Raw genomic sequence first — 25088 nt, 5'->3', positions numbered from 1 at the left:
CTGTTTAATATCCCATATCCTTTAATATTTTGGATAACGTGCTCAGACGCTCACCGATCATTTCATCGTCATCGCTAAGAGCTTGATTAAATAGCTTAATATCTTCATTAATTCGCTCATTATCTGTACATACCGCTACAGTCATCGCATCCCCTTGCAAGCCAACTCTGTCGATGACGGGCTGCTCCGGGTCATATAAATTCTCATATCGATACGCTTCGCGGAAATGTTCTAACGACCGGCAAATTAGAATGGACAAATCAAGCACGCGATGAAGAGGCAGTTCCTCTGATTGTCTGGACCATTTTTCCCCGGTATATCTCCATACCTTAGCAGAAATATCGACCTTTCCTCGATCATTCCACTGCGCCAATCCTAAGGAAAGACCTTTCGCATCTGTGTTTCCAGCCATTCGGCCGTCAACCTTCTCATAATTCTCCGATACGACAACAGGCTTATGTTTTAAAGTTGTAGGTATTTTCATGTTTTTTTTCTTCCTTCCAGTTACTATTTTACTAATTTACTAAACGACGGTTTCATCTTATCTTGGATTTCATCGTTAGTCAATTCGTGGTTTGTTATAACCTTTATCTCCGTAGGGCTGTAACTTCTCTAACCATGGCTTTAAGATTTTCTTCCGTTCCCAGCGCATATCAGTTACCTTATCTATCTCCTTCTGTTCTAGTACCTCATAGGTAAACGCATCCGCACCGAATTCTTTCCAATCCTTCTGGAGCTGGGCATTTGCAAATCTCCCTGAATCCAACTGCATTTGCAGAGTAAGCCATTTGTTTTTCAAATTAGGATAGCTGTCGATAAATATTTTGCCGTTGATTTGGTTTTTGATTTGAGCAACACCCATATAAATCTTAATTTGTTTGTACTCCTCGATCAGCTCTTTGCGTTTATTCATATCCATATCTTTCTCTCCTTATCGTAGATAATAAATTCATGGAAATTGTAGTTGGATTTTCATTTTCCCAGCGATTTCAGCTCCACTTTACTTCTTTTCTTAACCACAATAGGAAGCAGAAAAAGCGCACCAATAATCACAAATACACCACTCGCCATAAATACGCCCATCAAGGAGAACGTATCCTTTAGGTAGCCGGAAATGAACATGCCAACCACCATCATTCCCATAAAAATAGGCATGATTGCTCCTGAAACTCGGCCAATAAAGGCCCCTTCGGTATTTCGCACAAGAAGTGTCTGAATCCCTCCTTGAATGCAAGGGTAAAACAAACCACTGATCACCAAGAAAATAATCGTCAGCCAAATTTGCTTAGAAGCTCCCATTCCAACCGTACAGACGGCATTGACGAGTAAGCCTATCAAAAGCAATACCTGTGGCCTTACTTTTTTGGCTATCCCGATTATTGCAGCTCCGCCTACTAACATGGCTGCCCCACTAGCCATCACAAGCCACTGAAGAAATTGTTTGTCCTTACCTAAATTTTCGATGACAAGAAAAATCTGAAGCGGCTGAGTTAGTCCTGATGCCAATCCCACCGCCGAGAAAGTTAAACTAAGTGTTCGTAAGGGTTTACTCGATCCGATGTAACGCAAGCCAGCCGTTAACTCTTTGATGAAGCCGCTGGCTTTACCTGACTTCGGTTCTTCTTCATCCCGAGGAAGGGAAGACAATATAAGCGAAGAGCCCAGAAACATAACGGCTGTCAGGATCAGAGATACGTGAATTCCAAACTTAATAAAAATAAACGTACCGATAACAGGTCCCAAAACCATAAAGACAGCGACAAGGGTTTGGGACATCGCCATAACGCCTTGCAGCTGTTCAGCTTGCACATGTCTCTTGTACAGTTTCATCGCCGAAGGCTGAGAAAATTGAGATAAGCTGGCAGATACAAAAGATCCGATAAGAAGCGCAATCCATCCGCCATTCATGACCGCAATCAGCACCACCCCAACGGACAAGCCAGATAACAAATCGCTCCATACCATGGTTCTCTTCGGCCGCCATCGGTCGGCAAAGGTCCCACCAATAAGACCAAAAAGAAAGATCGGTGCAAATTCGGCAACCGATATCAGAGATACATCTACCGGATTATTATTCGTCAATTCAGATACATAAAGAAGGACGGCATAATTCCGGATCCATATTCCGAGCTGCAATAACACACGGGAGAGGATAATTGTTCGAACATAACGATTAGAAAACATTTTAATTCCCCATATCCTTTACTATTTTTTGCACCTTCTCAAAACTCTCCAACATGACAACAGGATTATGTTTAAACGTTGTTGATATTTTCATTGCACCACTCCTATTTACTAATTTACTCATTTACTAATTTACTAAATCACTAAATCACTAAATCACTGCTTCATTTTATACAGGATAGTGTCGTTCGTCAAGCCGTTTTCAGTCTCGATATTCCACAATCCTTTTTTTAAAGGTGTTAATTGATTCTGTAAACAAATAAAAAAGTGGAGCAACTGCCGTAGCATTTGCTCCACTTTTTTACGTTTATCTAATATCAAAAAATTCTTTAGCGTATTCGACAACGCCATGGACATCTGAGAGACCGTCATCTATAAGCTCAACGGCCATAAAATTATCGTCTGAAACTTCGAAAGGTGCATCTATACCAAATTGACTAGCTTTTTTATAACCAAACTTCGGATAATACTTATCATGACCCAAAACGACAGAGCCTTTATATCCAAGCTGTGTTGCGATTTTGTGGCCTTCAGTAATCAGTAGCGTCCCTATACCCTTGCTTTGCATTTCTGGTAGTACTGCAACAGGTGCAAGCGCAACCAGAGTTTGATCACCCACTAGAATTTCTGTAAAAAGGATATGACCGACGATCTTATTCTCATATTCAGCTACAAGAGATAACTCCGGAATAAACTTTGTCGAGCTCCTTAGTCTATTTACCAAATTGTGCTCATCATGATCTGAATGTTCCGCATTTTCAAATGATTTTTGGACTACATGGTAGACTTCGTTAATATCTTGAGCTTTTTCTTGTCTAATGATAATGTTCATTAAATTAACCTCCTGATCATGGATTTGAGCTCATTGCTTTCTATTCTGGGTCTTGGATAACCGTTAATCGTTACCTGAATCATAGCTCGTCCCAATTGTTCCGATGTAATGACACTGTTTAACTTCTTTAGCATGGGATAAAGTGGCTTCATCACATCATAAAAAATCTGATACACTTTTGTTTTGGATTGTATGCCATATAGGGGTAGAATTACACCTGGTCTGAACATATAAGCGTCCTTAAAAGGTAGCTTCAACAGATCGTTTTCTGTCTTCCCTTTCACTCTTGCCCACATAGAGCGTCCTTTTTCCGAACTATCTGTCCCACTTCCAGAAACATATACAAAGGTCATTTGAGGGTTCAATCTTGCTAATGTTGTTCCGGCGGATAGTGCGATATCATATGTTACTCTTTTATATTCATCTTCCTTCATACCAGCAGAGGAAACCCCAAGGCAGAAAAAGCATGCATCATAACCTGTGATTTCATGTTCTATACTTGATAATTCAGCTACATTGGATAGTTGAATTTGTCTTAGTTTTGTATGTTGATGCTCTGTCTTTTTACGCCCAATCGTAAGTATTTCTTGAACTCTATCATCCATCAAACATTCACGTAACGCGCTTTGACCAACCATACCTGTAGCTCCAAAAATAATGACCTTCATATCATTGACTCTCCAATCTAAAAGATGATTCTATTTCCAATATTAACAGGCATTTTCGAAGCCAACAATCTTTTGGCGTAATCATGGCTTGTAACAATGTGCTTGCTTCTTCATCCTTTATAATCATGCAACAACAGAAGGATTCCCAATTTCCGCTTCACCTAATATAAAGTCCTAGAAAGCTATACTATAAATCTATTAAAGTTTGACCTTGTTTAGGATCAGTGAGACGAGCATATTCTATCGAGATTGATAATAGAATGAATGAAATGAAACCCACTCCAAGCCCTTCAACTTAACTATGATGCCCTAACCCCAGCTAGTAGCCTGGGAGGAATAAGTGAAACGATTAACGGAGGTGTTTTTTATATGCAATGTATTTTGTGTGGTCCTTCTCCAGCCATCAACGTATTCCATGAGTATAGTTCGTTTACACTGATGCGGTGTAGCAACTGTGGTCTTATCTTTAGAGCGAATATTGCGGAGGTTGATACAACCGGCTTAATCGCAGATATTTATAATACAGAATGGATTGCAATGCGTGAAAAATATGCTCAAGCTACCTATTCTGATCATGCTCTGTTTAATTTAATGCTGCTGGAAATGTTCAGTCCAGAAAAAGGAGCATTGCTAGAGTTTGGTTCTGGAACAGGTGAATTTTTACATGCAGCTGAAAATGGCGGCTGGAGAGCGGTTGGCATTGAACCCTCACAAATGTCACGAGCCTATGCCAAATATAAATACGGTGTGGATCTGGTTAAAGATGAATGGAAAAGCACCCAAGACGATGACTCGGCTGAAAATCCTGATCTTCCTCGTTATGATGCGGTAGTGTTCTGGCATGTGCTTGAGCATATTTCCGATCCATTTGCATTTTTGAAGGATATTCGTAATCTTTTGACAACGCAAGGGAAAATTTATTTCAGTATACCCAATAGCCATTCATTAACCAACGAAGTCTACGGACCTGAATCACCGTTATTTATTGAACCCGATCACCTGTATCATTACACGGACGCTAATGTGCGTGAATTACTCAATCAGGCTGGATTTGAGATCATTTCGATATTCACGCGGCAACTGGTCTCTGTTTCGGATGGATTGATCGATGCACATCCTCACTATGGGCCGAATACTCCATTTGTTGAACGAATGGCTCTTTTGGCCAGATGGCAAGGTGAACGTCGCGGACATGAGATATGTTGTGTGGCCAGTCTGAAGGAATAATTTATTATACTTGCAAGAAAAAAAGCTGGAGCCAAATACACTTGGCTCCAGCTCTTTTGTGATGATTACAATCCCATAATTCTATAAATCAAAGCAGCAGCCTCCGCACGGGTGGTCAGATTCAGTGGTCTGAAGGTTCCGTCGGAATAACCATTGATTATTCCTGACTGCTGCAGGTGTTTAACTGCTTCCCTGGCATAAGCTCCGATTTGCTTCTGATCAGCAAATACTAAGGTTTTGCTGGAATAATCCAGCTGAAGAGAAACTAAGCTCAGAGCGCGGAATAAGATAACAGCTATTTCTTGGCGAGTAATCGGTTCTTTTGCGCTAAATAAGCCTTCGCTGCGTCCGTTAACAATCTTAAGCGCCTGAGCTGTTGAGACAGCTTCGTAATACCAAGCGTCTGGACTCACATCTTCGAAAATATTGCTGTTCTCAGCCTGAAGGTCCAGTGCCGATACCAGCAGTTGAACAAACTCTGCTCTGGTGATTTGGCGGGCAGGCTCATATTTGCCATCGCCTGTGCCGTGAACCAAATCACGAGATGCCAATGCTTCTAGGATAGCAGCGAAGTCCGAATTGACATCAGAGAAGTGTATATCTCCATTCGCTGCAGCGTATAATCCGAAGTTCCGTGTTGTGAAGGTGATGCTCTCTGTACCTGAAACGTATTTGGAGTTCTTGACCACTTCCGCCAGCCCCTCGCGGGTAATAGAATAGACGATGGCTTGATTCGGCGCTTCACTTGGATTCAATTTATATCCAAACGATATCTTCATTGCCGCAGATTGACTTAATGTTTCTATTTGCTTTCCATCTACCATCAAGGAGATCCGGTACACGGCATGCGTTTTCCATTTCTCTTTTAATGCAACAGAAAGGGTTGAAGGATCAACAAAATGAATGGACAGCTCCAACTGCTTGGAACCCTCCGGAATATTGCTACCCCTCTTGTCAATTGGGAACGTTACGGTGGTTTCACCTGCTTTTATTGTAAGAGAGGTAACATTATCTTTCAGTTCGGTAACGGGCAATTGAAAGGTTACTCCCTTAGCTGTGGCATCTAATTTAGTAAGCTCAAGTGCCAATGCACCATCTTGCACACCCTTCATGGCTTTTTGAATTTCTCCAGTAGGAAGCTGTGCAAGGCGCATTCCTTCAGCATCAGGTGAAGCCTGAATCTGAATACGGCCGGCTGAGATTATATTCACTGGATTAACTATTTTCCCTCCACTGTTACTAGTGTTACTGCCATTATTGCTGCCGGACGAACTGCCAAGCGTTTCTGTTCCCCCGCGGTCTTCACTCCGTACCACTTTCAAAGTGTAGGTCTTTGTTGTTGTTCCATTTGCGGCGGTAACTTTGATGCTGACGCTATTTTCTCCTACTTTTAGTTCACTTCCGCCAGTTACTGTTAATTTGGCTTTCGGATCTAAAGGTATCCCTGTAACAGTCACGGCTGTTTTAGAAAAGGGTACATTTATTGTATAGGTCAATGTATTACGGTCAAACCCGGGAATTTCTGAACCCTCTATACTCAAGAAGCTCAAATCAGCATTATCACTCGGTTGTGTCTCCTCCTCATCTTCGACATTCATAAACTGGAAGGTGCGGAAAAGTGTCGCATCTTTCGCAGCGCCTATGCCTGATCCCCACTCAATATACCCTTTTCGGCCCGCACCATCATTATCGTTAACCAACATCGAGAAGCTCAAGACATTGCCTCCCGCTCCTCGAATTGGACTTACTTCACTCCAAGGTAGTGCCAGTGCATATGAGGTAATCTTAGTCGCTTCATCTCGGGTTACACTTAGAGTTCCTTTGGTCAACACTCCAGTAGCAGCACCTTTCATGGACAGCCAGCGGTATATTTGCGGCCCCTCCGGCGTCTGTGAAATTCCGTATTCATACCAGGATTGGCTATCGCCCGGTACACCGGGAGCAAGGCTGAATTGAATACTGTCATTTTGCCAAATATTAATCCCGAAAGCGTTATGGCTGAATACATCATCACGGATATCGGCGGTCAAATAAATGTTATCCGCGTCCCAGCGTAATTGCGCTGTTCCGCTAAGATCATCCGCACCGTTATACCCGCTCAACAAAGGGGTTCCGTCTGCAAGATCAATCAGCGCGGGAGTTCCTGTGTCTGATTGATGCTTCATCCGGTTAATATCTATGTTTTGCTTGAGGTGAACTGTCTCATAGCCTTCAAGGTCAACGGTCAAGTCAAGAGGATATTTGACACCTTCAGAGAATCCCGGCAAGGGTATTGGATAAGTAAATTTGTTATTCGGAGCGATTTCGGCTAGTTGCGACTCGCTACCGCTGAGTTGGCCACTTCCTTCCCCTATTTTCCAGGAAATTTTGTTAATTTTCAGAGGGTCTACTCCAGAACTGTTTGTAAACTGAAGTTGAAGGGATATGCCTCCGTTTCTACCATCTGTAATATGAGGAGCAATTTTTAAGCCTTGAAAATATAATCGCAGATCATCTACAGGTGCTTCAGGCAGTGTGGCAGGATCAAGTCCGGGTCCATTATAGGCTCCGATATTCGGTGGATTTTCTGCTGAAACAGCATTTCCCCAATAGTCCCGACCGCCATTATCTGCAATAATAGCACCAGCACCAAGTGCAGGGGAGCCTTCTCTTAACTTGTAACCGCCCACTGTATTCCAGCCAATTCCACCGCTGCCCTGAGCAACCAAGAGCGGATTCGCTGTGACGGGATTCATATTTTCCGGCTCGCTTACCGGATGATTTCCATACAACAGGTTGTGGTCGAAGCTGCCATTTACCCCAGGCAGATTATAGCCTCCCTGTCCAAGGTTGTAGACCAGATTGTTCCTGAACGTATAGGGAGCGTTAATATTTCCTGCGTCGTCCCATTCATGGTCGATTATTTTGGTGTTTTGCCCAGTGCCGATATAGATCGTATTGTTATAGATTTGCGTATCCGGCGTAACCCCGCCTGCAAAATTAAACGTATGCGTCAGATCATTCTGGCTGATGTTGTATCTGACTACATTGTTAGATGAGCCGGTCAGCACTCCTGGAGTTAAACGGGCATCGACAAAAAGCATGAATCCGCCCTTATTGCCATGGCTGTAATTATATTGAACTACACTGTCCATAGTATCGATATCCAGATTGAAGCCCTGTCCATCTCCCTCTGGTTTATTTGTGTTAAAGGACTCATTAAACTGCACGATATTATTCTTGCCCCGGGTCGGCCAGATTGCGGCTGAGCCGTTAAACTCGCCTTCTTCGGAGTAGTTCCCAACTTCTTCTGCTATGTTATGCTCAATTAACGCTCCGTCCGCACCGAAGGTGAGGATGCCGTCGCTGTCTGCTTGTTTGACATAATTTCCGCGGATCGTAACATTGACCGTAGCATAGTCGGCTCCGTTGAAACGCTGATCCCATACCACAATTCCTGTCCGTCCAATTCGTTCGACCGTGTTGCCTTCGATCCATACCCCATCAAATTTGTCCGTGCCCGTCGTTCCACCCACATATACGGAGATTCCACCGAACGCATGCGGACCCCCTTCTGCACCGGAAACTGTCGGATAACGGAAGCTGCTTGATACATCATGAACATAGTTATCCTGGATGAGAATATTTCTTAATATCCCTCCGTTTGCGTTCTCCACCATTATGCCTTCCCGGTAAACCGTTCCTCTCTCGGAAGCATAATTAGTAACCTCAAGATCCCGAATTACCCAGTTTGAGGCATTACGCAGGTATACAGCTGCTCCGGCCATGCCTCCACCATTGATAGTCGGTTTACTTCCGCTGCCATAGGCAGTGATTGTTATCGGTTTATCGTCTGTTCCGCTACCCTTAGGATATAATTGTTCATTCCAGATTCCGCCCTTCTTTAACAAAATTCGGTCTCCAGCCTCAAAGGTGGTCTCGTTCACTACAGAGAAGGTCTTCCAGGCTGTCTCAGGTGTTTTTCCATCATTGCTGTCGCTGCCTGCAAATGAATCGACGTAATAATCTCCGTCTCCACCGCTGTTCCCTCCATCTCCAGGCAAGCGGTTGGACAAGGAGACCGATCCTAGCTGCATCAGCCAAGGGGCGGAATCGCCGCTGAGCTCGATTTTTAAATAATGAATGCCTGAAGGAATCCCTTGTGCTGGGGTATAATTCGTCCCGGTCCAAGCTGCATCTCCTGTAGATTGTGGAGCTTCATGTATTGCTGAAATCTCTGTCCAGGTGGATGCATCCGCCGATCCATAGAACTTTATGCTTCCGCTAGACCCGGCAAAAGAATGCAGACGGACGATGAAATGCTGCAAATTATGCAAATGGTACACAAGTGATTCTGCCGAATCTGCTGTTCTCACAGCACGAGAATGATCTCCACCAAAAAAAGTGGGATTTCTTGTATCTAAAGACCAATTTGTACTAAATGCATACAGCTGTGAAACATCATCAAGCTCATCATTAATCGTTTGGGGTGCAAGTGATACATTGGAGAGCGTAAGGTGTCCAAGCTGCATCAACCAGCTGTCGAGGTCGCCGCTGATCTCGATTTTGAGATAATTGATATCATTCGGAAGTGCACCTGCGGGCGTGTATATTGTTCCATACCAACCAGAACCGGTTGCTGTAGGACTGTCATTAATGGACGGAAGCTCCGTCCACGCTGTCGCATCGCCCGATCCGTAGAACTTGATTACGGCTGTTGAGCCAGAGAAATAATAGGCCTGAAGCGTAAACGACTGAATTCCTGTTAATGAATAAACGGCATAACCGGTATCCGTGGATGTCCTGACCAACCGCGTAGCATCTCCGCCGAAGAATTGAGGATTGCTGCTGTCAATCAACCAATTCTCCGAACGCAGCTCCGCTGCTGGCAGAGCAGAGAAATCATCGGCATACGTCTCTTCAGCATGGGCAGAAGCACCCATTACAGGGAACACTGTCGTGAAGATCAGCATTATCATTAGCAGTGATTTTGCGAGTTTTTTTAACATTGTTGTAGGATTCCCCCTTGAATATTTATTGATTGGCTTGGTTTGCGAGTCTTTCGGCCATCGGGTAATTCCATTCTGCGATAGCTTTGCCTAACTTATCGTCCACCATGGATCTAAACTTCTGTTGCGCCAAATGAAGTGTGATAGCATCCTTCACTTGATCGAAAGGTTCAACTCCTGCATCCTCTATCGATAGACAGTAAAGTAGATGAATGGCCGCATTTTCAGCAAACAAGCCACTAATCTGTCCAGGTGCAAGCTGATCTGCAGCAAGCAATACCTTAGGATTTTCCAGCGCTGCTGTTCGTCGGGAAGCACTTGTTATTTTGACTTCGCCCACGTTTATACCCAGCTCTTTTGCCTGCTGATGGATGCCTGTGTCTGATCTTATTTCTGCTGCTATTACTGCTGCCCGGAGCAATTCCATTTTCTCCAAGGCCTTCTGCTGATCCTTGTATTCTGTTTCCGGACCAAAGGGCAGTGATGCCCATTCAAGATGTATAGCTCCCGGCCGAGAATATTTAGCAGCTTGCTTTGCTTCATATTCCAGCCTTACCTGTTCATCTGAAATCACGATGCCTCCGTTGCTGCGCATTGCTTCAATCGTGGCATCCTCAAGGTTGCTCATGTAATAACTGTAATAGGCCTGCGCTTCCAGATGAAGAGGACCATACACCACTTCCTTATTCGCTGCCGCCTGACTCCGCCGTTGATTCTCACGCCCCATTCCTTTTAGAAAACCTTCATAGCTGATATCCGATACCACACCTGCTTCTTGAGCAAGCTGCAACTCCATCCGCTTCGTCAGTAGCTGCGTCTGGGATTCTTTTATCCACCTGTGGATTGGTTTTTCGCCGGAATAGTCGGTAGACCAGAATTTCTCTGAGTAGTCGGCATCGTAGGTCTGTTTGAAGTAATCAGCAGTCAGTGCCCGATTCATTTGAAGATGCCAGTTGAACTCCGCTGCAGTGACCTCCTGTCCGTTAAGGGTCAGAAGTGGTGCTTCTGCTTGTGGAGCCTGCATATTCATCGCGCCAATCAGCAGCAGGCTTCCCGCAATGAGAGCGAATAGAATAGTGATAAGTCGATTTCTTTTGGAATGAAGCCTAAAAGTCATAAGTTGATTCCTCCTCTCCGCATTCTTATTAAGCGCTTTCATTCTCTTCGATATTAGACATGTTACCCTTGAAAAAACAGGCGGGAATGCTGCGAAATGGTTTGCCATTTCACGATTTGACCAAAAAGAGCAATTTCGTTCCATCTAAAAAACAAAAACAGCCCGAAATATTCCGGACTGCCTTGCATTGCTTTTAGGACGGGACTACCCCCGGACACATACTGAAGTTCAGGACGCCGCCTTTAATAATCTCTTCATGAGGCAAAGAGTGGTGCTCCCAAAGCGTATGGTTCCAGTGGATTGATTTACTGTACACATTGGCGGGGCTGTTGTTTTGCGCTTCAATGACCCATTGCCGCCCATTTTCAAGCCGAATCGTTACTTTATCAAATAGTGGGCTGCCCAGTACATATTCAGAAATCCCGGGACTTAACGGATACAGTCCGATGGCGCTCCAAATATACCAGGCACCCATGCTGCCATTATCCTCGTCACCGGGCAACCCATCCATTCCACTGTTGAACAGTTTAGCCATGGTTTTGCGAACCCAGTACTGTGTTTTGGACAATGCCCCGAGTCTGGCGAAAATATAAGGAATATGGAAGCTGGGCTGATTGCTGATGGCAAACTGCCCTAGATCGGCCGCAGCCATTTCCGACATTTCATGAATTTCCAAGCCATAAGACCCCACTTTGAATATCGGTTCCTCGGCCATTAACTGGTCCAGACGCCGAACAAAAGCTTCCTCGCCACCCATCAGACTGGCTAATCCCGGGAAGTCATGGGGAACCGCCCAGCTCCCTTGCCAAGCTCCACCTTCACAGAACGGATCACCCCACGCTAAAGGATCAAATCCTTCCTGCCAAGTACCGTCCTCGTTACGGCCTCTCATAAAACCAACCTCGGCATCAAACAGCAGTTTGTAATTCTGCGCCCGGACCATAAAACGCTCATAATCATCCATTTTGCCGAGTGCTTTGGCTATCTGGGCTATACAGAAGTCCCCGTATATATAATCCAGCGTGTTACTTACACTTTCATGAAAACGATCATGCGGCAGATAGCCGTGCTGCAAATACAATTCTAGCCCCCGTCTACCCAGCTTCTCGTCTGTAGCCGGACGATCTGCATGTTTCAGCAAACCTTCATATATTAGCTCTACGTCGAAGCCGCCGATGCCCTTAACCACGGCATCCGCAGCTGCCGCATCGATCAGTGTGCCGGGCATGGCACTGCGTTCGCCTGGTGACAGCCATTTTGGCAGCCAACCACTTTCACCGTAAGCTAATGTCCAAGCCTGCATGATCTCACCGAGCAAGGATGGAAACAGGATACTGTATAACGGGAAGCTAGTCCGGTATACATCCCACAGTCCGATATCTGAATACATTGGACCCTGGCAAATGCTGCCGTTAAAAGGACTGTAATGAATTTGCTCGTCCTGCTCGTTATATTCATGCCATGTTCTAGGAAACAGGCAGATCCGGTACATACAGCTGTAAAAGGTACGGAGGTTCTCTTCATCCGCGCTTTCGACAACGATGCGGCTCAGCCGTTCCTCCCAGCCTGCCTCTGCTTTGCTCAAGATCTCTCCGAAGCTGTTCCCACCAACTTCCCGATCGAGATTCAATTGCGCTTGCCCCCCACTAATAAAGGAAGTGCCGCATTTCACTTCTATTACACCGGATTCCGGTAGGTTTAATTCTACGTATGCGCCCAGCTTATCGCCGGTTCCTTCATACGTTCCTAAAGGTTGGTACTCCCCGTCAAAGATTCCCGAATCCTCCATGAGAATGTCTGTGTCGAATTGGAAGACGAAATACATCGCGAAATTATCGGGTACCCCGGCGGTATGGCCTCTTGTAAAGCCAATGATCCTGCGTTTCTCCGGTTGAAAGGTGAGTTGAGACTCGCCTTTTAGCGGTGCTATTATGAGCCTGTTCTGCTGTCCTTTAGCGTATGATGTTATTCTAATCACTGCACAGCGCTCTGTAGGGGTCAGCTCCAGTCGGGTACGATATCGCCGAAGAGACACATCGAAGTAGTGTGGGGACACTTGCATCTCTTCCGGTTTAAAGGAAGATGAGCGCGAATCAGGACTGAGCAATAACGGTCCAGTCTGCGGCAACAGTGTTAGATGTCCATAATCTCCGATCCAAGGACTGGGCTGGTGAGTTAGTCGTATGCCCTCCAGGTGGCGATGGTGCGGATGGAAGAACCAGGTCCCCCCTGCTTCGTGGGTTTGCGGGCTCCAAGCCGCCATGCCAAATGGCATCGCTGTAAGCGGCAGCGTATTGCCGTGTGAGTAGCGGAAATCCGACTTAGTCCCCTGTAATGGATTAACATAATCTAACAAACCCAAATGGATACACTCCTTTGGCTGGCTTACACCAGCTCTATAATCTCCGACCTTAACTGCTGCCGGCTAAGATAATCGAAATACTTGAACATCTCCAGCTTCTACCCGTATAGACAGGTGAGTTGTTGAAGGTTCAAACGGATTTATTGGCTGAATTTTGGCATTCCCATCGTCAAACCATGGCTCTGCTGAAGTATAATTGGCAGGCAGCGTAACTTTGGCTTCTGCCAACGTCTTCCCTTCATTATGCACATAGAGGAACGCACCTCTGTCTTCTTCAACTTCCCACTCGGAAAGATCAGCGCGGACACCTCCGCTTACTTGCACATTCGGCTGTAGCTTCAATTCCTGCTGTAAAAGATCGCGCACCAACTGGAGCGTTCCGGTATGTCCATCCTGCCAGTAGGCAGCCGCAAGTAAGGTACCGAACCACACAGCACGCCCATTGCCATAAGCGGCGGCCGTCAACACAGGCATGTTGTCCTCGGCAAATTCGGCTAGGACCTTCACATGACTTTGCAGCGAAATATCTGATTTGTAATAGGAGCCGTGTGCCTTATCATCTGCGGCTGCTTCCCCTTCCTTGCTGTGCTCCATTACATTAAGGAGTGGGATCGCCGTCCGTGATTCGAATGCTACCTGATGATAGCTATGATCCAGATTCTCGGCAGAATGAATCCAAGTCTCCCGAACCCCAAAGACTTCATCAAATCCGTAACCAGGAACTGTATAGCTGTGACAGCCATTCTCTGCCTGAAGGGCGCCGAAGGAGCATTCCGAAATCAATATGCCTCCCTTTTCTACCCACTCACGCAGGAGGTCACACAGTTTACGGTTCAGATACAGTGGATAAGGCATCCACAGGCAGCGGTATTGGTCCAATGTCTTTTCCGTAACATCCGACTCATGCAGAAATTCCACTTTATAATTAAGATCATGTAGCAGTTTATGGACGCCTTGAAGGGAATCGTTATAGGTGTCCAAATGATCATGGGCAGCAAAGTTTGCGATTTGGTTCTGTGGGCTGAATAGAATAGCAATCCCGTCCCCACGCCGTTTTGCCTGTAAAAGCTCATGCTTATTGTATTGCACAAGCTTATTTAGTTGGGCCATATCCTTGTACCATGGGGTTGGACTGCCGTCCAAATACACACTACCCCAAGCCGGAGCCTCCTGTCCTAATACCTCTGGTCTATACTGCCAGAACAGATATCCCGTGATGCCACGGGCGAGCGGGGTCAGAATATGCCGCTTCATTTCTCGCAGCTCCGGCTGGCGCGGTTTCATCGCCGTATTGCCAGGCAGCGCATGAATCTCTGAGTTGATGATCGGTTTGCCTTTGGCGGCAGAGATCAGTAGATCAGCCGACCAAGCTGAGGACCCTAGGCTATTGCCTGTCAGGTCACAGGGCTCAGCCAGCTTAAAGTCGTCTGAACCTGCTGTAATCATATTAAAAATAGGAGCTGGCACAGTATGTGCCATAACAGGATGAAGCAGATCCAGTGACTTCACAGTATCTACCCGGCTCCGCAGCTCATCTGTTAAAGTACCGGACATGAACAGCCGCCAGTCCACCAAATCATTGAATACGCCTTGCCCACGCGGTGCCTCTACTTCCTCCCAGTTTCCGTAAGTCCGCTGCCATGATTCGTTCATAGCTTTCAGAGTAATATATTTATTTTTCAGCCATTCTTGGAATGCCAGCACTGAGTGCTCGCAATAGCATACCTGGTTGTCAAATGACAGCTTGCGCTTAATCCCTGTCGTCAGCTCAGGCTCATTCCATAAATCCCACACCCAGAGTGCAGGATGATCTTTGAAAGTCTTCACTGTTTCCGCCAGAAATTTCGCCTTCTCCGTGGCTGCAGCTGCATGGTGATAACAAGGTCCAGGAGCTCCGCCAATCTGGCGGCAGTTAATTGCCCTTGGTTCCAGAACGGAACCGTCTGCTGTGATCATTTTGGAATCAGGATGTTTTTTATAAAACCAGGCTGGCGCCACATCGAAAATCACGTTCAAAATGACCTTTAAGCCATTCTGTTCAGCAATATCCATCAGCTCCTGAATATCATCGAACTGGTAGATCCCTTCTTTGGACACGCTGGCGCGCCACTGCACCCAATACTTCACACAATTGAAGCCCTGCCCGGCAATATTGCTTAGATCTTTCTCCCATTGATCCCGGAATGGGGTTGGGGAACGGTAATATTGAAACCCGAATGGAATAAATGAATTTTGTATCAAGGGTACTCCTCCTACAGCGTTCAATTTCGATGTCATGTATTTATAAAAGCGCTTACCGCTCTTTTACGGTTAAAGTCTATCACAGTACATTTTGCAAAAGTTAGGATGGAATCCTATGAAACGGTTTGTTAAGCTGTTGAAATGTTTAGAACTTCGGCTATGCGGACATTTTTGTACTTAGCCACCGGTGAACATACTGCGAAATCGTTTGTGATCCTGACAACTGAGAAATTACCGCTCCTCTAAAAGAGGTTTCATGTTTATAATGACTGTAAGACATATTAGAAACTACTTCGAGGTGAGGCCAATGTTGAAAGCGCTTATAGTAGATGATGAATATCTCGTCCGTATGGGCATCACCCAAACCATAGACTGGGCAGAATACAACGTCGAGATCATAGGAGAAGCCAGCAATGGTGAAGAGGGTTTGGAGCTTGCACTACAGCACCGCCCGGATGTGATTATTACCGATATCCGTATGCCGTATATGAACGGTCTTGAACTTATCGAGAAAATACGGGAGCAGGACATGCTCGTAGGCATTGTCGTACTTAGCGGTTATGACGAATTTCAATATGCGCAGGCTGCATTACGTTATGGTGCCTCCACCTATTTGCTGAAGCCCATTAATATAGAAGAACTCGCAGATACAGTACGAAGCGTTGGCGATGAAATCCTGGGGAAAAAGCAACTCTCCAAGCGATATTCACAGCTTAATGAGGAAATTGCCGCGATATCCAAACAATTCTGGCAGGATTTACTGCATGGCCAGCTGCATAGTGAGGAATTCATTACCAGCAAAATAAAGCTGCTGGAGCTGCAATTGGAACCAGGAAAAGCTATGCTGCCGCTGTCCATAGCCTTCCCTGCTGATAATGGTCTTCAAGGAACTGATGTAGGCAAAGCGTTGGAGGATGAAGCAGCGGTTATTCTGGAAGCGTATTCTTTTGAACAGCTCTGTCTATTCCGCGATAGTCATCTGGAGTGGGTTATGATTCTCCGAACCGATGAACCTGAGCTTGCTGGTGATTCTGCCCGCAGATTAGGTAAGCAGCTATCGGAATGGAGCCAGCAGCACTTCGGCCAGGCTCTTAGCGTTGGCATCGGCAAACCAACTGAAGAATGGAACGGAATCGTAGATTCATACAAACAGGCTGTGCTTGCTGCGCAGCGTGCCTTGTCTGGTATTGAACGCGTGTTGTACGCTGAGGAAGAGGCCGGAGCTCGATGCCGGCGTGAAATCAGAGACGCCCTCGCTTTTATCCGGGAGCATTATGCTGGGAACATTACCGTGGAGATGGTTGCTGCTGCGGTGTTCGTCAGTCCAACCCATTTAATGCATCTATTCCGCAAAGATTTGAACAAGACTTTCTATGAATGTCTGACGGAATATCGGATTGAAGAAGCCAAACGTATGCTACGCAATCCGATGTACCGGGTCTATGAGGTAGGCAATCAGGTTGGTTTCACCGACTCCAAATACTTTAGCCAGATTTTCAAAAAGATGACGGGCATCCCGCCGAGCGAATATGCAAAAACCTATGGTTAAGCTAACGATGGCCAACCGGATGGATTCTTGGATGCGGAGGTTCAAGATCAAAAGTCGGATTGTTGTTGTCCTGTTAGTGGGATTGTCTCTGCATCTGGTGCTGATGCTTGTTATTTTTAACTTCTATTCCTATACCTATCTGCAGAAGGATCTGTATCGCCATGTGGTCCAGACTCAGCGCCAAATTGGGCTCAGTGTGGAGTTGATGGTCGATGACATTCAGATGTTGTTTCTGCGATTTCTGGTGAACAGCGACATTTACCAGATCATTAATAACGATTCCCTGCCGGCAGCTGACAAGGAATCACGGATCGGAGCTATCATCGACGGTATGCTGGCACAGAATGATCTGGTCGGCAATGTAATTATCAACACCAATGATAATATGCTTTATTCTTATCAGTCCAAGGAGCAAATGCTCGAGGTTCCCGAAGCTTTATTCATCAAACGCATTCAAGAGAGCAGCATGCCTGTTGTCGGAGAAATCAAACGGGATGGTGACGGCAATGCCTATATTCCCTTCGGACAGCAATTCCGTAACTTCAATACGGGGCAAAATATCGGGGTCGTTATCATCTATGTCAGAGAAGCCGCCTTGGCAGATCTTTATTCCTCCAGTTTCACTGGCATTGGCTACTCCTTCCTGACTTCCAGCGACCGGATTATATCTCACCCCGACAAGCGGCTCTTGGGCAATTTTTTGGAGGAGAATGCCCCTCTTCGTCCGGGTCAGAAAGAAGGCTACCGCACCTGGTCAGATAACGGGAATTCCTATATCATTGCTACTTATCCTTTGAATCCTAGGTTGGAAACGCTTGGTGTTAGCTGGGAGTTCACCAGTGTGATTTCTAGCCACAAGTTGCTGGAGGGAATTGCCAAGGGTAACCGAAATGCCCTTCTTTTCGCCAGTGTTACCTTCATTGTCCTACTGATTCTTTCCTTTTATCTGGCGGCCAAAATCACCCGACCACTACTGAACTTGAAGAAGAAGCTGAGTCTGTTTGGCAAAAAAGACTTAGCAGCTGTCTATGAGCAGCGGGCACAGGTCGATGAGATTTTCCAGCTAGAGAACAGCTACTATCAGATGGTAGAACGGATCAGCCAATTAATGCTTGAAAAAGATGAGGAAAAAGAGAAGCAGCGCAAGGCGGAGCTGACTGCGCTGCAATCGCAGATCAATCCTCATTTCCTCTACAACACGTTAGATGCGATTGCCTGGATTGCCCGGCTGAAGAAGCAGCCCGACATTGAGCGGCTGATTTCTTCTCTGGCGACCTTTTTTCGGATTAGCCTGCATAAAGGCGATAAATACGTTACTGTCGAAGAAGAAATCCGTTTGGTGGAGAGTTTTGTGACGGTCGAGCAAATGCGTTTCCCGAATAAATTCGAGATTGAATACGATATTGAGGAATCGCTGCGCAAAGTCCGCATTCTAAAGCTGATTCTTCAGCCTATCGCAGAGAATGCGATCAAACACGGCATCAGCGAGAAACGTGGCATGGGCCGGATCTGGATTAAAGGCGAGCTGCTGGAGGATGAGATTCGCTTTACAGTGACGGATGATGGAGTCGGCTTTGCCAACGGCGCGACACTTAGCCAAGCTAAGGAAGATGTGCTGTTCCAGAGCGGATATGGGTTGCGAAATGTGGACGAACGGATCAAGCTGGAATACGGTCCTCAATATGGGCTAAGCATCTCCAGCACTCCGGGGCAAGGCACCACGGTTACGATTAGCTTGAAGAAGGAGCTGCCCAATTAACTAAGATTGTTAATGAATGCGGACATTACAAAGAAATCGTTCCTTTTTTGAGAGGTAGGTGGTACTTCCACTTTTCTCACAAAGAACGATTTCTTTTTTTGACGTGTGAGCAGTGTGGGTAGATATTCTGCTCAATGTCGCGGGGAAAATGAAGCCCTAGACTGTCGCTATTACGTTTCAGTAACGTTTCCTGTTTGCTCAATGCTGTTAATACTGGTTTAATAAATAATATCGTGTTGTTCCCCGTCTTTGGGATCGTTAATAATAACCCACTGTTCCTCAACTATGTTTAGTTCCTCATTGCAGAATTCCATTGCTTCTTCTAATGTTTCATAACAATAGTCAGCATTTGCACCCTTATTTTCATGAGTTTCAAATAGAAATAAATAAACACGATACTTTGATTCATAAATCATTACCTTACTGATGTCCCCTATTGGTTCTGTAAGAAGAGCATACATTCTCATTTTTTCACCCCATATGTTCTATTGCATTATCTTACCATAACGTTATCCAGCCCAATAGTTGAACAAAACCCTACGAAGTAGATTCGCTGTGATCGGTTCCCGCCCAATTTCTCTCGCCCATACAGACAACTGACCAATGACATGTACGTGTGGGTCAATAAATAGCTATGCACAATAGAAAGGAAGACAGGCTTGTTCTCGCGCTTAGCAATTTCAAAAGCCTCTTCCTACCAAGAGAACCAGTTTACCGGATTATGGGCGTGTAGTTATTCTGACATCCATCTATCGAATAGCATTTGAATATTTATTTTTTCTTTTACCGGTTCTATATCTTTCACTATTTTTTGCAGATCAAGTCGAGTAAGGTACTTTCCAAAATCCTGTTCTAGACCCTCTACAATGCATCCAAACAATAATTGGAGCGAACGATTAGTCATTTTTTTATCTATATGTTCACATTGATCGATGAACATAATTATGTCTTCACGTTCTTTTAAATGACGGCATCCAAGTTCACTTGCAATGTATTCATAACTATAATCTTTCAAAGGAATTCTTTTTAAACAAATACTTATCGAATTATATATTTGCCCTATCTCTGAGTTAACTAAAAAGAAGGAATTTGAATTAGAAAGATAGGATTGCATACTTTTGAGGACTTGAATAAGATCACTAACCCCAGATATGTGATCATTATTTAACTCCAAGCTACTTGGGTAAAACAAGTGCTCCTTTTTTAGCGAATTCTTGTAGTCATCAAACGAAGGCTTCTTTAAGCTCCACTTGTTCCTTTTTACAAATCTATAATTATAATGTGTAATGACATATGGAATAAATTCATCTGCAAGCCATTCAAAAGCAGTTACCGCATCCCAATGTCCATTCCGCTGGATAAGATCCGGGTCATTTTCAAAATGTCCAATATCCCATACAATCCATACTTTACTGTTGCCTTGATTAAAATGGAGAAGGTTATCATCACATCGCTCCGCAACGAGACGCAAATGTAAGCCTATGTATTTTTCAAGTCGCTGCTCTTGAACTTGAACTTGTATAAACATATTATTCCTATTAAAGACATGCCATTCCGTTTCACCATTCTGATAATCAAATTCGTTACTAAAGCGTAATAAAGTATTCCATAAAGTACGATCGACTTTCATCAAACGGTACCCTTTTGTCCAGTATTTTGCTTTTTCAAAAGTTTTTATTCCAAGCATACCCTCAAGTCTTTGTAAGGCATTAATATAATCCAAAACAAAATCATCAATTATTTCGCATAATTGTTGAACCTCATTAATTGAAAGAAAGAAACGATTATTGGGAAATTGAAGACATACCATCTCATTTTGAATTCCAACTATAAACCTTCTCATTCCTAAAGAAATATTCGTATGCAATCCTTGAAATAGTATATTGATAATCTGATTGTGACTAAATGTGATCATGCAATCTCTAATTTTCAAACTTTTGAATGTGATTAAACAAGTGCCATCAATTTGCTTTAGTGTTGGCATAAAAGAATAAATATGGGCATTTGGAGTAGCGTTCTTGTATATAAATGCATCTTCTCCATACCTTATTACCTGTTTTCCCACTTCAAAATACGAATCTTCTTCAGTTATTAAATCAAACACCTGTTTTGCATATTGTTCACGGTTGCTATTCTCATTTGCATGTGCAAGCAATTCCAATAAGGCCTTTTCTTCATCTTTTTTCTTTTTGAATTTATCTATTTCTTTTAGAATATAGGGGATTTTACTTTCTGCTCTCTTTAGATATGACCAAGCAACACCAGCTGGTAATAAATCATCTCTTTTAACTCTAGTATTGAATAAACGATCAGCTGGTACCAAGTTTTCTAAACTATTAACATGAAAAGGTTTTGTGTATCCTAGTTCTCCTAGGTATTGGGCCAACACTTCCGGTTGTTTTTTGTATTTTTCTGGAATGATATGATCCAGTGTATAAAAATTTTTATCTAATGATCGATGATCCAGATAAAAACATTTTTCTCCGTATGCCTTAAAAATAGCATATCTTACTGCTGGATCATCTGGATTAGCTTCGTGCATATAATTTACCACCTTATAAACTTAGTTGACCTGTAAATAAGAGATTTATTTAATTATTTAGTTGTAATATGTTCCCACAAAAAAATCTTAGTTTCGTCAAATGTTTCTTCCGACGAAGAGAACCTTTCACCTGGCTAATGTGTGCAGCAAACACGGCAATCTTTCCTTGGCTAATCTATTTGGTAATTTCTGAGTTGTCATGGGGCATTACCTCTTTTCGATGGGATTTAGGTAAAATATCAATCTGGGTTAGTTTATCCAAAAAGCTGGGGGAGAGCGCAAGAATAGAAAAAAGGTAACTCCATAGTATTGGGGTCACCTTTCATGTTTACCATCAGGCCTACCTTAAATGGTTTTAATTAATTCAGCTTATCCACACTTAGAATTAAATTCTCTATTCTACCTATCATATTGCAGATGACTTCATAATATTCTTCATCATTTTCTGGAATCCAATCTATTAAAAATGATCTGTAACCAGTAAGATAGTTAATTACACTCGATTTATTATCAAATTTACTCACTCTATAATTTAAATTAGCCAAGTTCAATCTATCTATGTATTGTTTAATGTTTTTTGGTTGTCCCCCAGATTGAAATAGAAATAGCGCATTAGAAATGTCACTTTTTTTCTTCCTTGAAATCCTTATATTTTCACCTACTACAAAACCATTTAAAGAAATTTCATTAATACTTTTTCTAATCTTGCTATAATTAATCTTAAAATTTTTTGATTTTAAAATCCAGTAGATTTTTTTCATAAAATAATCTTCATTCAAAAACTTACTTTCAGAAGAAAAGAGCATGTCGTCTGCATATCTTGTATATGTGATATTTAGTTTATCGCAATATCTTTTAATCCTCAAATCCAGTTGCCTAAACACTATATTGGATACTACCGGAGATGTCACTGCACCCTGTGGTAAAGCATCATTAAGAGTTAATAGGTCAACTGTATTTTTTAATAAAGTGCTATTTGAAACTTCATCCGTTGTTTTAAAATAATAAGACAATGTTTCATTAAGTAATTTTGTTGTTATTGAATCAAAAAAAGAATCAATATCTATCCTCAAATAATATCTATCTGATTTCCCAGTATTTCTATGAGGCAATAAAAAATCCCTATATGAGGCTCCTTTTACAAATCCATAAATCCCATCAGGTATTGGAATGTTTTGAAAAAAATATTTTGATAGTCTTGATTGAAGTCTGTATAATTCACTTTCTTTGGCAAGGCAATTTAAAATTCTTATTCCACTCTTCTTAGGAATAGAGCGTTGAGTATAAAATTTTGATTTTTCTTCTATGATTTCAGCTAATAGATCTTTTTCTGCATGAAGAATTACATCATAAAAAAAAGATTCTTTATAAATGTTAATAACAGTCACCTCGTAAAATGATGTGGAGTGAGTACTATCCCAAAACTTCGCCTTGGCGTTATAACAGAGCGAGGGAGACAACTATATGCCGAGACAACAGCGCGCAAATTGTAGCACTATTTCCTTGGTTTTTGAGATTTCTATGTAACTTTTTCAAGGCTACTTAGCTCAATATCAACAAGGAGGCAGTTTTGTATACAAAACTGACCATTTCTACTCACTCCACATTATTTTCGAAACATTTTCTGTACAAATTTTATTATATCGTATAATTCAGGAAAATGGGACTTGAATTTGTTAATTTTTTCATCTTCCGACATGTCATTGATATTAATATAATTATTGAAATAATATTCTAGAAATTCTGATACCCAACCATCGGTTTTTTTGGTTTTATTTTCGGCAATTGTATTATATATTTTTCGAACTGAAACATCTTTAATTTCATTCACTTTACTTTCTTCCGGGACATTTAGTGTGTCATATTTGCCACTATGAAGAAGTCTCAAAGTTGTGGTTCTATAATTATCGTCCACCTTAAATTTATATATCTCTTTGATTTTCTTATTTCCTTTGACATCAACTAACCATTTATATACTAAAGAATAATTTTTAGAATTAATTAATGTACCTTCAATGGTTGTTTGGACAGGATATACATTATTGTAGCAGCAATAGGATTTAATTAAGCTCTTTAACAATGAGAAATAGTCATCTGAAATGAAACTCCAATGCGCATCTGGATTGAAAGTAGTGTTTTTTGTAAGGCCCTTAATTCTCGATCGCAAATTCTTCGTTGCCATTCTTTTATGTCCGTAATAAAATTGTTCTTTTCTTTCTAATTCCTCATTTTTCAAAGGATTATAACTATCACCTTTGAGTGAGAACTTTTGAGTTTTTTCATCATATCTTATTATCTTATCGAGATCTAATAAGAGCAAATAAGGAATACTTGTGTTTTTTTCAATAGGATTAGTCAATTTTAACTTTACATTATCAGAATCATATGAATAAGTATCAATTTCAGTTAGAACTGGGAATAGGCTTCTAAGGTGTTTATTAGTAAAAAGTTCAAGTTCTGTTGGCCCTTCGACAAATAATATACCTCTTGAAAAATAAAAACTCGCCTCCTTCTCAGACATAATATTATTTTCTCTTAGATTAGTGAATCCTTTCATTTTTTTCACAAGTGTATACTTTTGTTTTAATGAAAAATGATATAAAGAGGCATCCGAAGAACTCATTACCCCTTTTATCATTCTTGGCGAGTGTGTTGCAATAAGCACCTTAACCGCTTTCGAATGTCTAATAAAACTATGTACTAATTCGTCTGTATACTTAGGATGCAATCCAATTTCTGGCTCATCTACTATTATCAATGGCTCCTTAAGTTTAGCTTGCGTCATCTTTCCTACTATGTTAACCAAAAGCTTCAGATAATTGTATGCATTCATTCCATCTGAAAAATAGTCAAGATGCTCTTCTCTATGTTTAAACTGTTTACCTCCCAACTGCATTTGATAAATTTGAGCAAATTTTTGATTAGGGTTAAACGGAATTAATTCCACCTCGGATTTTATAAATTCAGTCTGAATATACCCTAAATCTTTTAAAAATTTGTCTCCATACGTTTTCTTAAGTAAACTTTTTATTTCTTCTTCAAAATGAACATCATCAATAGCCTTAAACTTACTCATATCTCCTATTATATCCCACAAATTTTCCCAGTCATTCAACTTGATTTGGCGTGCATCTATTAAATAAATCGGAAAGTTGTTCTTCAAGAAGTTTCTCACTTCGTATGGAACATTCCACTTCACTATATTATTTCTGTATTGTCTTAGTTCAACTCTTAAATGATTATCATTAGAAACATAATGAAAAATCAGATCTAATACCCTTTTAAAAAATGGATGAATTTCCTCAAGTAATTGTCTGTCTACATTATTTTGAGTTATCTTTATAAGCCTATTTAAATTATAAGTAACTTTAATTTCTATAAAATTGTTAAAAGGATTGTTTTTATCAAATAAACTGAAATTGAGATTGTTTTCTGTTAAGTTATTATAAAAATAAGCCAATGCCTTTAGAACATTAGATTTTCCAGAACCATTTTCACCTATTAAACAATTAAAATCAGTAAGTGATAAATCTATATTTTTTAAAGATTTTAAATTTCTAAATTGGATTTTAGAAATAGACATCGTATTACCTCTATTCGAATTAATAACTACTTTAAC

16 protein-coding genes and 1 pseudogene are annotated in these 25088 nt (G+C 42.4%); 3 read left to right on the top strand and 14 right to left on the bottom strand.

Translation table 11 applies throughout. From position 1 onward, the window contains the following. Positions 1 to 4 precede the first annotated feature (4 nt). The 5 genes from MKX41_RS08445 to MKX41_RS08425 all read right to left on the bottom strand — a co-directional run bounded on the left by MKX41_RS08445 (position 5) and on the right by MKX41_RS08425 (position 3684). Positions 5 to 484, bottom strand: coding sequence for a DUF6530 family protein (locus MKX41_RS08445; RefSeq protein WP_042188373.1), 480 nt, complete (start codon positions 482 to 484; stop codon positions 5 to 7). A 75-nt stretch (positions 485 to 559) separates the two neighbouring features. Continuing rightward, positions 560 to 919, bottom strand: coding sequence for a GIY-YIG nuclease family protein (locus MKX41_RS08440; protein WP_042188371.1), 360 nt, complete (start codon positions 917 to 919; stop codon positions 560 to 562). A gap of 53 nt (positions 920 to 972) precedes the next feature. After that, positions 973 to 2184 carry an MFS transporter gene (locus MKX41_RS08435; protein WP_340969565.1) on the bottom strand — a complete coding sequence of 404 codons (1212 nt, stop codon included), beginning with the start codon at positions 2182 to 2184 and terminating at the stop codon, positions 973 to 975. Positions 2185 to 2491: 307 nt separating this feature from the next. Then, positions 2492 to 3016, bottom strand: coding sequence for a GNAT family N-acetyltransferase (locus tag MKX41_RS08430; protein WP_340969562.1), 525 nt, complete (start codon positions 3014 to 3016; stop codon positions 2492 to 2494). Continuing rightward, positions 3016 to 3684, bottom strand: coding sequence for an epimerase (locus MKX41_RS08425; RefSeq protein ID WP_340969560.1), 669 nt, complete (start codon positions 3682 to 3684; stop codon positions 3016 to 3018). The genes MKX41_RS08430 and MKX41_RS08425 overlap by 1 nt, the downstream gene beginning before the upstream one ends. Before the next feature lie 369 nt (positions 3685 to 4053). On the opposite strand from MKX41_RS08425, the gene MKX41_RS08420 reads away from it, so the two are divergent. Continuing rightward, a complete protein-coding gene (locus tag MKX41_RS08420) occupies positions 4054 to 4911 on the top strand; it encodes a class I SAM-dependent methyltransferase (RefSeq protein ID WP_340969557.1) in 858 nt (285 codons plus the stop codon). Between the two features lie 65 nt (positions 4912 to 4976). On the opposite strand, the gene MKX41_RS08415 is transcribed toward MKX41_RS08420, so the two are convergent. The 4 genes from MKX41_RS08415 to MKX41_RS08400 form a co-directional block, all read right to left on the bottom strand. Further along, positions 4977 to 9899 (bottom strand): S-layer homology domain-containing protein, encoded by a 4923-nt coding sequence (locus MKX41_RS08415; RefSeq protein WP_340969554.1) that lies wholly within the window; start codon positions 9897 to 9899, stop codon positions 4977 to 4979. A gap of 25 nt (positions 9900 to 9924) precedes the next feature. Further along, entirely contained in the window at positions 9925 to 11016 is a 1092-nt protein-coding gene (locus MKX41_RS08410) for a peptidyl-prolyl cis-trans isomerase (protein ID WP_340969551.1), read from the bottom strand. 193 nt (positions 11017 to 11209) lie between these two features. Next, positions 11210 to 13384 carry a GH92 family glycosyl hydrolase gene (locus MKX41_RS08405; RefSeq protein WP_340974844.1) on the bottom strand — a complete coding sequence of 725 codons (2175 nt, stop codon included), beginning with the start codon at positions 13382 to 13384 and terminating at the stop codon, positions 11210 to 11212. Between the two features lie 57 nt (positions 13385 to 13441). After that, on the bottom strand, positions 13442 to 15619 hold the full coding sequence (locus tag MKX41_RS08400) for a beta-galactosidase (protein WP_340969550.1): 2178 nt from the start codon (positions 15617 to 15619) through the stop codon (positions 13442 to 13444). A gap of 307 nt (positions 15620 to 15926) precedes the next feature. On the opposite strand from MKX41_RS08400, the gene MKX41_RS08395 reads away from it, so the two are divergent. Together MKX41_RS08395 and MKX41_RS08390 are read left to right on the top strand one after the other, a co-directional pair. Next, complete coding sequence (locus MKX41_RS08395; protein ID WP_340969547.1) at positions 15927 to 17168, top strand: response regulator; 1242 nt, start codon at positions 15927 to 15929, stop codon at positions 17166 to 17168. After that, on the top strand, positions 17149 to 18927 hold the full coding sequence (locus MKX41_RS08390) for a cache domain-containing sensor histidine kinase (protein ID WP_340969544.1): 1779 nt from the start codon (positions 17149 to 17151) through the stop codon (positions 18925 to 18927). Before MKX41_RS08395 ends, MKX41_RS08390 begins: the two co-directional genes overlap by 20 nt. A 218-nt stretch (positions 18928 to 19145) precedes the next feature. Here the strand turns inward: MKX41_RS08390 and MKX41_RS08385 are convergent, their stop codons facing one another. The 5 genes and pseudogenes from MKX41_RS08385 to MKX41_RS08365 all read right to left on the bottom strand — a co-directional run bounded on the left by MKX41_RS08385 (position 19146) and on the right by MKX41_RS08365 (position 25052). Beyond that, complete coding sequence (locus MKX41_RS08385; protein ID WP_340969542.1) at positions 19146 to 19394, bottom strand: hypothetical protein; 249 nt, start codon at positions 19392 to 19394, stop codon at positions 19146 to 19148. A gap of 42 nt (positions 19395 to 19436) precedes the next feature. Continuing rightward, positions 19437 to 19541 (bottom strand): annotated as a pseudogene (locus MKX41_RS08380) (DinB family protein); the annotation flags it as partial. Positions 19542 to 19660: 119 nt separating this feature from the next. Beyond that, a complete protein-coding gene (locus MKX41_RS08375; RefSeq protein ID WP_340969539.1) occupies positions 19661 to 21469 on the bottom strand; it encodes a hypothetical protein in 1809 nt (602 codons plus the stop codon). A 359-nt stretch (positions 21470 to 21828) separates the two neighbouring features. Continuing rightward, positions 21829 to 22857, bottom strand: coding sequence for a reverse transcriptase family protein (locus tag MKX41_RS08370; protein ID WP_340969537.1), 1029 nt, complete (start codon positions 22855 to 22857; stop codon positions 21829 to 21831). A gap of 218 nt (positions 22858 to 23075) precedes the next feature. After that, positions 23076 to 25052 carry a retron Eco8 family effector endonuclease gene (locus MKX41_RS08365; RefSeq protein WP_340969534.1) on the bottom strand — a complete coding sequence of 659 codons (1977 nt, stop codon included), beginning with the start codon at positions 25050 to 25052 and terminating at the stop codon, positions 23076 to 23078. Positions 25053 to 25088: the final 36 nt, after the last annotated feature.

This window comes from Paenibacillus sp. FSL R5-0475 (genome assembly GCF_038004585.1).
Taxonomy (GTDB): Bacteria; Bacillota; Bacilli; order Paenibacillales; family Paenibacillaceae; genus Paenibacillus_AQ.
Note: the sequence above shows the minus strand (reverse complement) of the source record. Positions and strands in the feature narration are given on the sequence as shown.

Bases quoted from the DNA above. Each gene is read 5' to 3' on its own strand.
- MKX41_RS08420 (WP_340969557.1), top strand. From the start codon at position 4,054: ATGCAATGTATTTTGTGTGGTCCTTCTCCAGCCATCAACGTATTCCAT.
- MKX41_RS08385 (WP_340969542.1), bottom strand. From the start codon at position 19,394: ATGAGAATGTATGCTCTTCTTACAGAACCAATAGGGGACATCAGTAAG.
- MKX41_RS08425 (WP_340969560.1), bottom strand. From the start codon at position 3,684: ATGAAGGTCATTATTTTTGGAGCTACAGGTATGGTTGGTCAAAGCGCG.
- MKX41_RS08435 (WP_340969565.1), bottom strand. From the start codon at position 2,184: ATGTTTTCTAATCGTTATGTTCGAACAATTATCCTCTCCCGTGTGTTA.
- MKX41_RS08375 (WP_340969539.1), bottom strand. From the start codon at position 21,469: ATGCACGAAGCTAATCCAGATGATCCAGCAGTAAGATATGCTATTTTT.
- MKX41_RS08390 (WP_340969544.1), top strand. From the start codon at position 17,149: ATGCAAAAACCTATGGTTAAGCTAACGATGGCCAACCGGATGGATTCT.
- MKX41_RS08365 (WP_340969534.1), bottom strand. From the start codon at position 25,052: ATGTCTATTTCTAAAATCCAATTTAGAAATTTAAAATCTTTAAAAAAT.
- MKX41_RS08395 (WP_340969547.1), top strand. From the start codon at position 15,927: ATGTTGAAAGCGCTTATAGTAGATGATGAATATCTCGTCCGTATGGGC.
- MKX41_RS08430 (WP_340969562.1), bottom strand. From the start codon at position 3,016: ATGAACATTATCATTAGACAAGAAAAAGCTCAAGATATTAACGAAGTC.
- MKX41_RS08410 (WP_340969551.1), bottom strand. From the start codon at position 11,016: ATGACTTTTAGGCTTCATTCCAAAAGAAATCGACTTATCACTATTCTA.
- MKX41_RS08415 (WP_340969554.1), bottom strand. From the start codon at position 9,899: ATGTTAAAAAAACTCGCAAAATCACTGCTAATGATAATGCTGATCTTC.
- MKX41_RS08440 (WP_042188371.1), bottom strand. From the start codon at position 919: ATGGATATGAATAAACGCAAAGAGCTGATCGAGGAGTACAAACAAATT.
- MKX41_RS08445 (WP_042188373.1), bottom strand. From the start codon at position 484: ATGAAAATACCTACAACTTTAAAACATAAGCCTGTTGTCGTATCGGAG.